The sequence below is a fragment of the Marinobacter shengliensis genome, from assembly GCF_030297115.1.
Taxonomy (GTDB): Bacteria; Pseudomonadota; Gammaproteobacteria; order Pseudomonadales; family Oleiphilaceae; genus Marinobacter; species Marinobacter shengliensis.
The window spans coordinates 2,204,789-2,218,639 of sequence record NZ_AP028062.1; the positions used below are offsets into that span (position 1 = coordinate 2,204,789).

11 protein-coding genes are annotated in these 13,851 nt (G+C 54.4%); 10 read left to right on the forward strand and 1 reads right to left on the reverse strand.

Annotated features, from left to right (window positions below; translation table 11 throughout):
- The first annotated feature begins 108 nt into the window (after positions 1–108).
- The 6 genes from glgC to glgP all read left to right on the forward strand — a co-directional run bounded on the left by glgC (position 109) and on the right by glgP (position 8,367).
- Complete coding sequence (gene glgC / locus QUE75_RS10155) at positions 109–1,374, forward strand: glucose-1-phosphate adenylyltransferase (protein ID WP_286249750.1); 1,266 nt, start codon at positions 109–111, stop codon at positions 1,372–1,374.
- The gene (locus tag QUE75_RS10160) at positions 1,364–3,091 is read left to right on the forward strand and encodes a glycoside hydrolase family 57 protein (protein WP_286249752.1); all 1,728 of its coding nucleotides are present in this window, start codon (positions 1,364–1,366) and stop codon (positions 3,089–3,091) included. Before glgC ends, QUE75_RS10160 begins: the two co-directional genes overlap by 11 nt.
- The gene (malQ, locus tag QUE75_RS10165) at positions 3,088–4,563 is read left to right on the forward strand and encodes a 4-alpha-glucanotransferase (protein ID WP_286249754.1); all 1,476 of its coding nucleotides are present in this window, start codon (positions 3,088–3,090) and stop codon (positions 4,561–4,563) included. The genes QUE75_RS10160 and malQ overlap by 4 nt, the downstream gene beginning before the upstream one ends.
- Before the next feature lie 122 nt (positions 4,564–4,685).
- Positions 4,686–5,027: a PilZ domain-containing protein gene (locus QUE75_RS10170; RefSeq protein ID WP_286249756.1), complete on the forward strand. Its 342-nt coding sequence runs from the start codon at positions 4,686–4,688 to the stop codon at positions 5,025–5,027.
- Between the two features lie 49 nt (positions 5,028–5,076).
- Positions 5,077–5,847: an SDR family NAD(P)-dependent oxidoreductase gene (locus tag QUE75_RS10175; RefSeq protein ID WP_061332925.1), complete on the forward strand. Its 771-nt coding sequence runs from the start codon at positions 5,077–5,079 to the stop codon at positions 5,845–5,847.
- Between the two features lie 15 nt (positions 5,848–5,862).
- The gene (glgP, locus tag QUE75_RS10180) at positions 5,863–8,367 is read left to right on the forward strand and encodes an alpha-glucan family phosphorylase (RefSeq protein ID WP_286249759.1); all 2,505 of its coding nucleotides are present in this window, start codon (positions 5,863–5,865) and stop codon (positions 8,365–8,367) included.
- Between the two features lie 6 nt (positions 8,368–8,373).
- Here the strand turns inward: glgP and QUE75_RS10185 are convergent, their stop codons facing one another.
- Positions 8,374–9,792 (reverse strand): TrkH family potassium uptake protein, encoded by a 1,419-nt coding sequence (locus QUE75_RS10185; protein WP_286249761.1) that lies wholly within the window; start codon positions 9,790–9,792, stop codon positions 8,374–8,376.
- Positions 9,793–10,052: 260 nt separating this feature from the next.
- On the opposite strand from QUE75_RS10185, the gene QUE75_RS10190 reads away from it, so the two are divergent.
- From QUE75_RS10190 to QUE75_RS10205, 4 genes are all read left to right on the forward strand, one after another.
- The gene (locus QUE75_RS10190; RefSeq protein ID WP_286249762.1) at positions 10,053–10,592 is read left to right on the forward strand and encodes a porin family protein; all 540 of its coding nucleotides are present in this window, start codon (positions 10,053–10,055) and stop codon (positions 10,590–10,592) included.
- A 152-nt stretch (positions 10,593–10,744) separates the two neighbouring features.
- Positions 10,745–11,569, forward strand: a complete 825-nt coding sequence (locus tag QUE75_RS10195) for a MipA/OmpV family protein (RefSeq protein WP_286249764.1) — start codon at positions 10,745–10,747, stop codon at positions 11,567–11,569.
- Positions 11,570–11,960: 391 nt separating this feature from the next.
- Entirely contained in the window at positions 11,961–12,578 is a 618-nt protein-coding gene (locus tag QUE75_RS10200) for a DUF6088 family protein (RefSeq protein WP_273203386.1), read from the forward strand.
- A 4-nt stretch (positions 12,579–12,582) separates the two neighbouring features.
- Positions 12,583–13,629, forward strand: coding sequence for a nucleotidyl transferase AbiEii/AbiGii toxin family protein (locus QUE75_RS10205; protein WP_286249772.1), 1,047 nt, complete (start codon positions 12,583–12,585; stop codon positions 13,627–13,629).
- Positions 13,630–13,851 lie beyond the last annotated feature (222 nt).

The window sequence follows — 13,851 nt, forward strand, 5'->3', positions numbered from 1 at the left end:
TCTTCTGCTAGTGTTCTAATATTAGTATCAGTGTCAAATTGATGTCGACTCTCCCTTCATCTGTTCAAACAGGGAAGGAAGGCCATCAAGGTTTTCAGGGAAGGTGTCATGCATACTGCGAAGCGCTTCGTCAGCCGTCTTACACGGCAAACTCTCGCTCTGGTTCTTGCCGGGGGGCGCGGTTCCCGACTCCATGATCTCACCAAGTGGCGCGCCAAGCCCGCCGTGCCCTTCGGCGGCAAGTTCAGGATTATTGATTTCCCGTTATCTAATTGCATCAACTCCGGCATCGCCCAGGTCGGAGTGATTACTCAGTACAAGTCTCATTCCCTGATTCGCCATATACAGCGGGGCTGGGGCTTCATGCGCGGTGAGCTTGATGAGTTTGTGGAATTGCTTCCCGCCCAACAGCGCATTGAAACCTCCTGGTATGAGGGCACTGCGGATGCAGTATTGCAGAATCTCGACATTATTCGCAGCCATGAACCAGAGTACGTGCTGATCCTGGCCGGCGACCATGTTTACAAAATGGACTATGGCACCATGCTGGCCGCTCATGTGGAGAATGAGGCAGACATTACCGTTGGCTGTATTGAAGTGCCGATTGAAGACGCCACCGCCTTCGGTGTGATGTCGGTGGACGATGAACTACGGATTACCGAGTTTGAGGAAAAGCCTGCGGTACCGAAGGCCATGCCAGGACAACCCGATAAAGCCCTAGCGTCCATGGGCATCTACGTATTTAGCACCCGGATTCTTTTTGATGAATTGCTTCGAGATCATCAACTTAACAACGACTCTTCACATGATTTCGGAAAAGACATCATCCCGTCGGTCATACGGCGTCTTAATGTGTGTGCCTTTCCGTTCCGGGATCCTGTCAATAAAAAGCCGGCCTATTGGCGTGACGTAGGGACTATCGATTCACTCTGGCAAGCGAACCTTGAGCTGATAGACGTGAGCCCCGAACTCAACCTGTACGATGCCCACTGGCCGATCTGGACCTATCAGGAGCAGCTACCGCCGGCCAAGTTCATATTTGACGATGAGGACCGCCGGGGAACCGCCGTTGATTCCATGGTGGCCGGAGGCTGCATAGTGTCCGGGGCCCGAATTCGCCACTCATTGCTGTTTTCACAGGTGCGTGTGCATTCGTTCACCACGGTTGAGGACGCTGTCATTTTTCCGGATGTAGATATCGGCCGCCATTGCCACATTCGCAAAGCCGTCATCGATCGAGGATGCAGAATCCCGGATGGCACCCACATTGGGTTTGACAAAAAAGCAGACGAAAACCGTTTCCATGTTTCGCCCAAAGGCGTTGTTCTGATCACACCCGAGATGCTCGGGCAGGATTACCCCCATGGACTCTGACCATCGCACACCCGTTGTGCTTTGCTGGCATATGCACCAGCCCGTGTATCAGGACCAGCACACCGGCGAATTTCTGTTCCCCTGGGTCTATCTGCATTGCATCAAGGATTATGTTGATATGGCAGCGCACCTGGAGGCTCATCCAGAGGCCAAGGCCGTGGTGAATTTTGCTCCGGTGCTGCTGGAACAGATAGAAGACTATCTGGTTCAAATTGAGCGCTGGCGACACAGCGGTACGGCAGTGAGCGACCCGGTGCTGGCAGCACTGGTGGCTGACTCCTTGCCCGAGCCCGGCTCTCCTGGTTTTCTGGAACTGATGGAAAAATGCCTGAGAGCAAACGAAAACCGGATCATCAAGCGGTTTGCGCCCTATAAACGGCTGTCGGAACTGGCCCGCTTCTATCGCACCCGCCCGGATATCCAGCGTTACATCTCACCGCAACTACTGGTGGACCTGCTGGTTTGGTACCACCTGGGGTGGATGGGAGAAACCGTGCGCCGTACTCACCCGGTGATCCAGACCCTGCAGGAGAAGAGCCATCAGTTCACCATGGAAGACCGGAGAGCGTTATTAGACGTCATCGAAGAGCTGATGGCAGGGCTTGGACCCAGGTACCGCCACCTTTCGCAAACTGGCCAGGCAGAGTTAGCCATGAGCCCCTGGGCTCACCCTATCGTGCCGCTGTTACTGGATTTCGGTTCCGCCAGGGAGGCCATGCCGGATATTCGTATGCCCGAGCATTCGACCTATCCCGGCGGCAAGGACCGGGCAGACTGGCACATTCGTATGGGGCAGCAGGTATTTCAGCGATTTTTTGGTGAGCAGGCCGCAGGCTGTTGGGCGTCTGAAGGTGGCTTGAGCCAGGATACCCTGGCTTTGCTTGGTGAACACGGCTTTCAGTGGACCGCGAGCGGCGATTCCGTTGGTCATAACAGCTTTCGCCTGGCGAAAGAACAAGAGGCGTTGAAAAAGGAGCCTCCTATTCACCGTCCTTTCCTGTTCGGGGAACAACCGGTAACCGTGTTTTTCCGCGATGACGGTTTGTCGGATCTGATTGGCTTCAATTACGCGGATTGGCACGCGGAAGATGCCGTTGGCGACCTGGTCCATCACATGGAGAATATTGCCAGCAATAGCAAGGCAGGGGATTGCCCGGTTATTTCTGTGATTCTCGACGGTGAGAACGCCTGGGAGTACTACCCGGAGAACGGCTACTACTTTCTGGATGAGCTATATCGGGTACTGAAAAACCATAAAACCCTGCGGCTGACTACCTATCGGAACCTGCTGAGCGAGCCGGTGTGCGATCCCGTGAAACTGCCGCACCTTGTGGCCGGAAGCTGGATTTACGGCACTTTCTCAACCTGGATTGGTGACCCAGACAAGAACCGAGCGTGGGACCTACTTTGCGAGGCCAAACAACACTATGACCGTGTTATGGACAATGACAGCCTGACCGCCGAACAGAAAGAAAAGGCCAGCTACCAACTCGGCCTTTGTGAGGGGTCGGATTGGTTCTGGTGGTTTGGTGACTACAACCCGGCTCCGGTGGTTCGGGATTTCGAACATCTTTACCGCAGGCATTTGGCCAACCTCTACGACAACATTGGCTACCCGGCGCCTGCCCGCCTGTTCCAGCCCATCAGCCAGGGTGGGGGAGAGCCTGCGCGGGGCGGGGCCATGCGCCCGGGGCATGAGGCCGGGGGGCTGGAATGAGTGGAGCACTGACTCCCGCACCGGTATTTTCCCGTCGTCGTGCAGGTGTGTTGCTACATCCAACTGCCTTGCCAGGAAATGACGGCAAGCTTGGGCAACAGGCCCGGCGATTTGTCGACTATTTGGCAGACGCAGGCATAACGGTTTGGCAAACCCTGCCAACAGGACCTACCCATTCCGATTTATCCCCTTATCAGTCGTTATCCGCCCACGCCGGCAACCCTGAGTTTGTTGACCTGTCGGAGCTTGTTTATCTGGACTTGCTCAGTACCGATGAGCTAGCGCGGGAGACCAGAGGCCGCGCCCTTGAAATCGCAGCCGGGCGTTTTTTAGCGACCACCGGCCAACAACCCGTAACCACCAACCAGGATACCTGGCGACAGTTCCTGTCCGACCACAAGGCGTGGCTGGATGACTTTGCCTTGTTCATCGCCATCCGGGATGCCCATGGCGGCATTCCCTGGTATGAATGGCCAATGCCTCTGCGGCGCAGGGAACCACTGGCTCTTGAAGCATTCCGAGCCCGGCACCGTAACGCCATTGAACAGGTCTGTTTCGAACAGTTTGTTTTTCATCTGCAATGGCAGGCAATGCGTCGATATGCCCGGGAGCGGGGCGTGCTGATGTTCGGGGATATCCCCATTTTTGTTGCCCACGACAGCGCCGATGTCTGGGCCCACCCCGACATGTTCAAGCTGGATGCTCAGGGCCAGCCCCTGGTCGTCGCCGGCGTGCCTCCGGACTATTTTTCTCCTGATGGTCAACACTGGGGTAATCCACTCTATGACTGGCAAGCTATGGCCGCCGATGGTTATCGATGGTGGATAGATCGGCTGGCCAGCCAGCAGGAAAAGTTCGACCTGCTCAGGATTGATCACTTTCGAGGCCTGCAGGCGTTCTGGGAAATTCCTGCGGCAGATGCCCGCCCGGTGAACGGACATTGGGTGGCGGGCCCCGCCGATGCCTTCCTGTCAGCGTGTTTTGAGCAACTCCCGGAACTGCCGCTGGTTGCGGAGAATCTGGGCATCATCGGGGCCGATGTCGAGGCACTTCGGCAGCGGTTTAACTTGCCCGGCATGACGGTCATGCAGTTTGGTTTTGATGGCAGCGCAACCAACCCTCACTTACTTCATAACCATAAAGAGCATGACCTGGTGTACACCGGTACCCACGACAATGACACCACCCTGGGCTGGTACCAGAGCCTGGATGAACGTACCCGGGATCACGTAAACCAGTACCTTCGGCTCACTGACGACAGCATTCCAAGGCAGATTATCCAGGCGGCGCTGGGGTCTGTCTCGGGGCTTGTGATGATTCCCATGCAGGACCTTCTCGGTCTGGACTCCAGTGCCCGCTTCAACACACCTGGCACAACTTCCAATAACTGGATCTGGCAGTTGCCAGAGAACTATCAATCACTGGCGCGGTCTGATTCCCTGCGGTCTATGGTCAACCTCTACGGACGTTAAAACTGACGATTGGTTATTAATTGACCAGCGTCAAGATGGTTAAACCTTGACCAGTTTTAAATACAAGGAGCGGGTGTGTTTATCGAAGGGTATTTTACGTTGAGTAAATGCAGGGGGATATCATGGAGCATCGGCTTAGCCAGCGCATTGAGGGCGAATTACCTATACTGGTGTACAAACGGGGAATGCCCGTAGCCACCGGGCAAATCCAGGACGCCTCCCGGCGAGGATTGTTTGTGGCGACTGATTACGCCGACATCCGGTTGAACCAGCCCATTCAGCTGGCCTTCAAGCTTCCGGATCAGGGACAGGATTGCCACCGGGTGCTGAACGCGCACGTTATTCGCCGCTCTTCCAGCGGGCTTGGTTTGGGGTTTGATGGAACGGATAACGAGGTGGACGTGATTGCAGAGTTGGTCCAGTGGCTTCAAAGCCAATCTTTGCTCACTGGATTCAGGGTTTAGGGCGGCACAGACCGCACCAACAGAATAGCCGCAAGAAGGAATGGATAACATGGCACGATTGGCAGGCAAGGTTGCAGCAGTGACTGGCGGAGCCGTTGGAATAGGCAAGGCCGCCGTTCAACGTATGGTGGAAGAGGGCGCAGCGGTTGGCATACTGGATGTTCTTGACCAGGCCGGTAAAGCGCTCGCCACGGAACTGGCCGCCAAGGGTTACAAAGTGGCCTATTGGCATTGTGATGTGGCAGACGAGGCCCAGGTAAAAGAGGCTATCGATAGCGTTGCGGAAAAATTCGGCAAGCTCGACGTATTGGTTAACAATGCCGGCATATCCGGCACCAACAAACCGACCCATGAACTGACGGAGGAGGAATGGGACAGGGTCCAGGCGGTTAATGTAAAAGGTGTTTTCTTCTGCACGAAGCACGCGATACCGCACATGAAAAAAGCGGGCAGCGGCAGCCTGATCAATCTTTCATCCATCTACGGCCTGGTAAGCGCTCCAGATGTTCCGCCTTACCACGCGTCGAAAGGCGCGGTGAGATTGATGACCAAGACCGACGCGATGATATACGCACCAGACCGCATTCGCGCCAATTCGATTCACCCGGGATTCATCTGGACGCCCATGGTTGAGAATCACCTGAAAACCACTGGCATGGACCCGGAAGAAGCCAGAAAGGCGACTGCGGCTTTGCATCCGTTGGGCCACATGGGGGAGCCCGATGACATTGCTTGGGGCATCGTTTACCTGGCGTCTGATGAGTCCAAGTTTATCACTGGCAGCGAACTGGTTATCGACGGCGGCTATACAGCGCACTAACACCGAGCCACGGCCATGACACTTGCCGCTTACACCATGCGGGCCCTGCCAGCTCAGCTGTCGGGGCTTATGCCACTGGCGCTGGATTTGCGCTGGAGCTGGCATCATGGCAGTGATCAGCTATGGCGATTGCTGGATGAAGATGTCTGGGAGTCGACACAAAACGCGTGGCTGGTACTCAATAGTGTGTCCTCTGAACATCTGCTGGCGCTGGCCGAGAGCCCGGAATTTCTCAACGTATACCAGGCCCAGACCAGTCACCTCCAGGCATTGAACGAGGCGGATACCTGGTATTCCGATACCTGCGATGGCCAACTTGGTGAGGGCGTTGCCTGGTTCTGTATGGAATACGGTGTGTCTGAGTCTTTGCCGTTGTACAGCGGTGGCCTTGGCGTATTGGCAGGCGATTACCTCAAAGCCGCCAGTGATCTCGGCGTGCCGGTGATGGCGGTCGGCCTGCTGTTCCAGCAGGGTTATTTTCGCCAGGCCCTGAGTGCGGACGGCGAGCAACTGGAGTTTTACCCCTACAACGACCCAACCATGCTGCCGGTGGCACCTGTGAGAGACCCAAGCGGAGAGTGGGCAAGGGTGACGGTTCCGTTCCCGGGACGGGATGTTCGGTTGAGGGCCTGGAAAGGCCAGGTTGGCCGATGCGAATTACTGCTGCTGGATGCAAACGACCCCCGTAATGAACCCGGTGACCGGGGCATCACCAGTGAACTCTATAGTGGTGACCCCGAAAAACGCATTCAGCAGGAAATGGTACTGGGTATTGGCGGTTGGCGATTGCTGGAGCTGCTGCAGCGCAAGCCTGCCGTATGCCATATCAACGAGGGGCACAGTGCACTGGCGCTGATCGAACGGGCCCATTGCTGGCAGAAGGCCAATCAATCGGATTTCGCAACGGCCCGACTAGCAACCCGTGCCACCAATTTGTTTACCACCCATACCTCGGTGGCCGCCGGCTTTGATCGATTTGCGCCGGAATTGGCAGAACTCTACCTCTCACCCTGGCTTTCCGAAAACAACAACTGCTTGCACAACCTCATTGAAATCGCCAACGGTGGCAGCCGCGATCTGAACATGGCCGGCGTTGCGCTTGGGATGAGCGGCCGCTTTAACGGTGTAAGCCAGATCCACCGCAAGGTTACCCAGGCAATTTTCCAGCCCTGGTTTGGGCGCTGGCCTGCTGACGACATCCCGGCCGAGTTCGTGACCAACGGCGTGCACACTCCCAGCTGGGACTCACCGGAATCCGATGCTTTGTGGACCAGGGCTTGCGGCCAGGAGCGGTGGCGCCGGCCGCTAACCCAATCCTGCCCGCTGCAGTCCATCACTGACGACGAGCTATGGCAAATGCGCAGGAGCCAGCGCAAACGGCTGATCAGCTATCTCCGCAAACGCCTGCGAAGCCAACACTGCGAACACAAGGTCGGTTCCAGTGTCGAGGCCGCGTGCGGATTGTTGTTAGACCCGGAAACCCTCACGCTCGGGTTTGCCCGACGTTTTACCAGCTATAAACGCCCGGATCTCCTGCTCAAAGACCCGGAAAGGCTGCTGGCGTTACTATGCTGTCGCGACCGACCACTTCAGATCGTCTTAGCGGGTAAAGCTCACCCCCACGATGCCGCAGGCAAGGCGTTGATCAAGCGCTGGAAGGATTTTTCCAGGCGCCCCGAGGCCGAGGGCCGGGTAGTGTTCATTGAGGACTATGACCTTGCTGTGGCCAACCAGCTCATTCAGGGGGTTGATGTGTGGCTCAACTGCCCGAGGCACCCGTGGGAAGCTTGTGGCACCAGCGGCATGAAAGTGCTGGTAAATGGTGGCCTGAATCTTTCCCAATACGATGGTTGGTGGGCAGAAGCCTGGAACGAGAACGTGGGCTGGGCCATTCGGCCTGGCGCCACTTTTGAAGAACTCAGCCATTCCGACCAGCACGATGACGCCGACGCAAACGAGCTCTTCGCATTGCTGGAGGAGCAAGTGATACCCGAGTTCTACCAGCTCAACAGCGAGGGCCTGCCGGCAAGATGGTTACAACGAGTGCGGGCAAGCATGGACCAGTTAACGGCCAGCTATTCCGCCAATCGCATGGTTCGGGAATACGTTGATGCCTTCTACCTGCCGATGATCGCCAAGGGCAACCAGAGGAACCCCGAAACCGCCAGACAATTGCTCCAATGGCAGCAACAAATTGCCCAGCATTGGCCAAGATTGCGCTTTGGAAGACTCACTAGCCAGCAGGAAGATTGCACGCGGGTGTTCACCCTGGATGTTTACCTCGACGGACTAAGCCCAGATCAGGTGATGATCGAGCTGGTGGCGGAAGCTTCGGAATACGGTGGGCGCATTGTTCAGCCCATGACGCTTGAACGAAGCCTGCCCGGTGCGGAAGACAGCTACCTGTTTTCGGTATCGGTACCAGACCGACCGGAGGATCATTACACCCCAAGGATTCGCCCACACCACCCGCTGCTTCATATCCCGTTAGAGGATCAGCACGTGCTCTGGTATCGCTAATCGGTGTTAGCCGCGCCAGAACCCTGGTGACAGCACGATCACCACACTGAGAATTTCCAGCCGGCCCATCAGCATACCCACCGACAGAATCCACTTGGCGGCATCTGGCAGGGGAGAGAAGTTACCCGACGGACCAATAATGTCACCCAGCCCCGGGCCAACGTTGGTCAAAGAGGTGAGGGCGCCAGACAGAGCTGTCACGAAATCGAGCTGAAGTGACGCCAGCAGCACCGTGATAATCAGCAGGCACAGCAGGAAGATGAACGTGTAGGCAATCATCGATGAAATAATCTCGTCGCTGACCGCCCGCCCGTTGTAGTTTCTGGTAAAGACCGCCCTCGGGTGAAGTAGCCGCATCAGCTGCTCCCGAAGAATGATCAACGACAGTTGGAAACGGAAAATTTTCATGCCGCCAGAGGTTGAGCCGGAACAGCCGCCTACAAACATCAGAAAGAAGAACACCACAAAGGCCAGCGGCCCCCAGGCGGCGTAGTCTTCTGAGGCATAGCCGGTAGTGGTCACCACAGACGTAACGTTGAACAACGTCGCCACGTAATTGTGTATGGGATCAAACGGAATCGGCGAAACCCACCAGCGGTACAGTGTCAGCAGTGCCGGCACCGTGAAAAGGATGGTCAGAAACAGTCGGACCTGTTGGTCTTTAAACAGAACACCGTGCTGCCCGTGCAATTCCCGCACGAACAGAAAAAACGGCAAACTGCCGATGATCATGAACAACGTGGCTTCCATCAGGATAAGATCGCTGAACTTGCCCATCGACAGATCAGAGGTGGAGAACCCCCCGGTGGAAATGCTGGTCAGCCCGTGGTTAAAGGCATCGAACAGGCTCATGCCTGAGAGCCAGTAGGTAACCACCGCTATCACTGAAAACATCACGTAAACAAACAGAAGGCCGCGACTGAGTGTTTTCATTCGAGGCAAGGCTTTGTCTGTCCATTCTGAAGATTCTGTTGCGAACAGCCGCATACCACCAACACGCAGGAACGGAAGCACCGCAACGAACATACCGATGATACCGATGCCGCCGATCCACTGCAGGATGGACCGCCACAGCAGCAGATCCCGATCCATATCATCAAGACCACTCAGCACCGTGGCACCCGTTGTGGTTATGCCGGAGGTACCCTCAAAAAAAGCATCTGCCGCGGAAATGCCGTTATCACTGAGATAGAAGGGTATTGAGGAGAGCAGGGCGATGATAAACCAGCTGGAAACGGTAAGAACGAACATGTAGCGGGGCTTGAGATCCCTGGGTTGCCGGTACATCGACAACACACCTACAGCACCAAGCGCAAATACGATACCGGCCGATTCGGCGAAGGCCACCGCGTTAGGTACGTCTTCCCCCGCAAGAGCGAGAAGTACAACCGGTAAGGTCATGAAAACACTAAGAAGTATAAACATGACGCTGATAATAAATATGACAGGGTAAAGGTTTCTCAAGGTGCGCCCGCGCCAGCTGACAAAGAGACGGCGTCAGGATACCCGCGGTACCGGGCTTCCGCAAGGAAACAGGCGGACGCACGGGCCATTAACACCAAATTAAATCCCTGTAAAAGCAACGTAAATTCGGAACCTGGCTATGGCAAACATCGTCTGTGTGGTGCAAGTTGTAAAAAAGGAGCGTTACTCAGCTCCCCAATAAGGAACAAGGAGAACCGGTTATGAACGTAAAAAAGAATCTGTTACTCGCATCGGTTGCGTCTGCAAGCATCGCTTTGGCTGGGACGGCATCTGCACAGGATATGTATAAGAGCGGTGTGGGTGGCCTTTATGCCGGGTTGAACTATACGTTTATGGATCTGGATTATGACGGCGTTTCAAGCGCTGACGTTGGAACGCTGTCCGGCAAAGTTGGTGTGATGGCCAACGAATTCCTGGGCATTGAAGCCCGCGCCGGTTTCGGTGTGGATGATGATCGGGTGTTTGGCCAAAAGGTTAAACTTGATAACTTCTTTGGCGGGTATGCCACCATTAACATGGCGAACCAGAGCCCGGTAACGCCTTACGCAGTTGTTGGTTTCACTCGAATCGAGGCAGAGTTTGGCCCTGCATCTGACGATGAATCGGACTTCTCCTACGGCGCCGGCGTTAACTTCAAGTTCGCCCCGAATCTGTCGGGGAACCTCGAGTACATGCGCTACTACGATGACAGCGACCTGACGGTCGACGGCATTGGTCTTGGTGTTCAGATGAACTTCTGATTCCAGAACAAAGACCTGAAACGGACCCCGCTGGCGCTAAAAGCGCGGGTGGGGGCCGTGGCTTTGATAGAGTGGTAAATTGGACCAAAACCAGTAATCCAGAATAATGTTTAAGTCGTAATATCACCATCTCCTTGATAGGTGAGAAAACGATGAATAAATCCCCCCTGCAAATCGTCACATTTGTTGGCGCTCTTTCCTGTTTTGGATCAGTAAATGCGGCTGAGTCGAGAACCGCTCTCGTTCCACTTCCTTCCATTGACGATTTTACAAATGGCGATGGTTGGGGGTTTGGGCTTGGTTTCGGTGTTGAGTATGAGACTGCCTACGAGGGGTCCGACGAATTTGAATTTGAGGTCGACCCAGCGGGTGGTGTTCAGTACCGGACCGGCGATCACCTGTTTTTCTGGGCAGGTGAGGCAATTGGCTGGCGAACACTGGTTAAGGATACCTGGTTGTTTCAATCATCCATCGGCTACGAAGAAGGCCGTGAAGAAAGTGACTCAGACGATGGCAGACTGGACGGTTTAGGCGATTCACGTTCCGGAGTCACAGTGCTGTTGGAAGTGCGCCATGCGCTCACGGAAGACTGGCGTTACTTTCTGGATGGCCGGGTATTAACAGGTGAGGTCGGTACACTGGGAATTTTCGGGGCAGGAACCTGCCTGGCCTGCAAGCCCGACGGTACTGGCTGGGAAGTGGGTGCGGTGGTTACGTTCCACGATGGCAAGCTTGCCAACCGTGACTTTGGTGTGACCACACAACAGTCCATAGATTCAGGCCTTCCGGAAACCGATGTTGATAGCGGGTACAGATCAACTGGGTTCAATGTTAGCTACCGTAATTACTTGCACAAGAACTGGCAGATCTTCGGTGAGGCGCTTTACGAAGCTTTTGGGAGTGAGGTTTCAGACAGCCCAATCACTCGAAACAATTACGAGGCGGAGATTGGTGTTGGTTTCATTTATGTTTTCTAGTTTTGGCTGAGGGAGGCGTAAACGATTGTGTGTCTCCAATAAAAGCGTGATGGGGGTTCATACTGTATTTAACTTATGCGCGGTGTTGTTGTTCATCGAACAAGCCAGCCTCCAATAAATGCAGCTGAAACAATGGCCTACCCGGTCGGCGCCTTTATCTGGTACGCAAGTTACTTCATACAACGTGAAATTCGTGCTTTTCATGAACTTATTCGCCCGCCTGAGCGCTGTTTGCTGTTGTCTGCTTTCAAACAAGAAACGAACATTCGTAGTTCCTCAAATCCGTAGCTTTTCTGCACTCGCTGATGGTTGGTGAAAAATTCTTCAGCATGGTATACAATCTGTTTAGTGATTTGGCTCGTTATTCGAGTATTTTTAGAGAGTTAAGTTGATGACCATTAGCGAAAAAATTGCGGAGTATGTAAAGAGACAGCCTTACGGGGGCGTTTTTACGCATAAGCAGCTAGTGAAGCGCTTCGGAGGCCATGGTCCCCTCATTTCTCAGAGCTTGAAGAAATTGAAGGAGGCGGAGCTTATTGCACCCCTCGAACGAGGCCTGTGGCAACGGCCCAAGCCGACCCGATTCGGGCCTGCCTTTGCTACTCCGGAGAAGATTGTTTCTGTTCTCGCAAAGGAACGGAAAGCTTTTGTCGTGCCTTCAGGCGCCAAGGCCCTAAATGAATTCGGGGCATCGACCCAAATGCCAATGAAGCCTGTATTTATCTCGACGAAACGTATCCAGCCGATCAAGCTGGGAAAGGCCCAGATAGAGTTCAAATACAGCCAGGCCTTTGAACACGCGGTGAAACATCTGAGTGGACTGTCAAAGGATGAAAAGGAAACGGCCGCACGCTTGTGGGTAGCACTTGAGTATGCCGGCAAGGAGCATGCAGAGCGGGAGGGAAATGTGTTCAAGAAGGTTTATCTCTCGCTGTCAGAGAAGGGTCAAAAAAAACTGATCTCAGCGCTTGAGGGCAAGCTGAAGTGGGCGCAACCGATTCTGGAGTAAGCCAATGGATAAACCGTACCTGTTTACACTGGCCGAGGCCGAGAAGAAGGACCTGTTCGCGGCGGGTGCATCGAGAACGGGATTGCCCAGCTATGTATTGGAGAAAGACTATTATGTGACCCTGGTCTTGAAGCTTTTGTTCGAGAAACTTAAGCCAAAACATACCGGCAAGAGTTCCACCCCGTTCATGTTCAAAGGTGGTACTACGCTCAGCAAGGTCTTTCACTGCATCGATCGCATGTCTGAAGACATCGACCTTTCGCTTGATATGAAATTCCTTGGGCACCCCGAGCCTGAGGGTGGGGAAAAGAACACTCCTCGAAAAAAGAGAGTCGAGAAGCTGAATTCGGCCGCTGCCGATACCGTATCCAACGTTTTGGCTCCCTTCCTAGTTGATGAACTGAGGCAAATCCACTCTGAGTTCACTGTTAAAGTGGCGCCGAACGGTCTGGACATCGAGATTTTCTACCCTCAGCTTTGCCAGGCGCCAGTTGGCGGATACATAAGGCCGAGGGTGCTGCTTGAATGTGGTGGGAAAGCCGGGCTGGAGCCGTCAGATACCCACACGGTAATTCCAATAGTGCTGGAAGGTCTGAGAGTTCAGCACGATGACAGTTGCATCGTCGATGTGTTGGGATGTGATCGCACGTTCTTTGAAAAACTCACCGCCCTTCATGAAATCAATCACCGGGGAGTGGCAGGTCTGGGTGAACGTCAGTCGCGGCATATCTATGACGTTATCGCGATTCACGAGCAAAACCCCGGCTTCATTGATAACCAGGAATTGCTAGCCAAGGTCGTGGACCACAAACAGAAATACTTCAAACGAGCGGCGGCAAAATGGAATGAAGCGGTGCCGGGCTCCATCAAGATTGTACCCGAAGGAGAGATCGCCGAAGCGCTGGAAGCGGATTGGGAGAAAATGGGTGTTATGTTTCCCGGTGATCTCCCATGGTCATTTGCTGACATGATGCAGAAGCTCAAGGAAATTAGCGATCAAATAAATGGGCCGAAGACTCTGGGAGAAGATATCGAATCGAAATCGACCTAGGGGACGCTGACTGCAGTAGTATGATGAATTCGGGCACCTCTGGGTTGGTAAGATCGCCTTTTTAAACGAAGTGTCTTGCTGCCTTTTATTTTGGTCTTCTGAAGCGGCTCGTCCGCTTGCGGGCGCCGGTGACGTTTATTCTCATCGTGATCAGTTGTTCGCTGGCCGAGTAGAGCTTACTCGCATCGCTCATGGACATCTTGTTACGTACAATCTGAATAG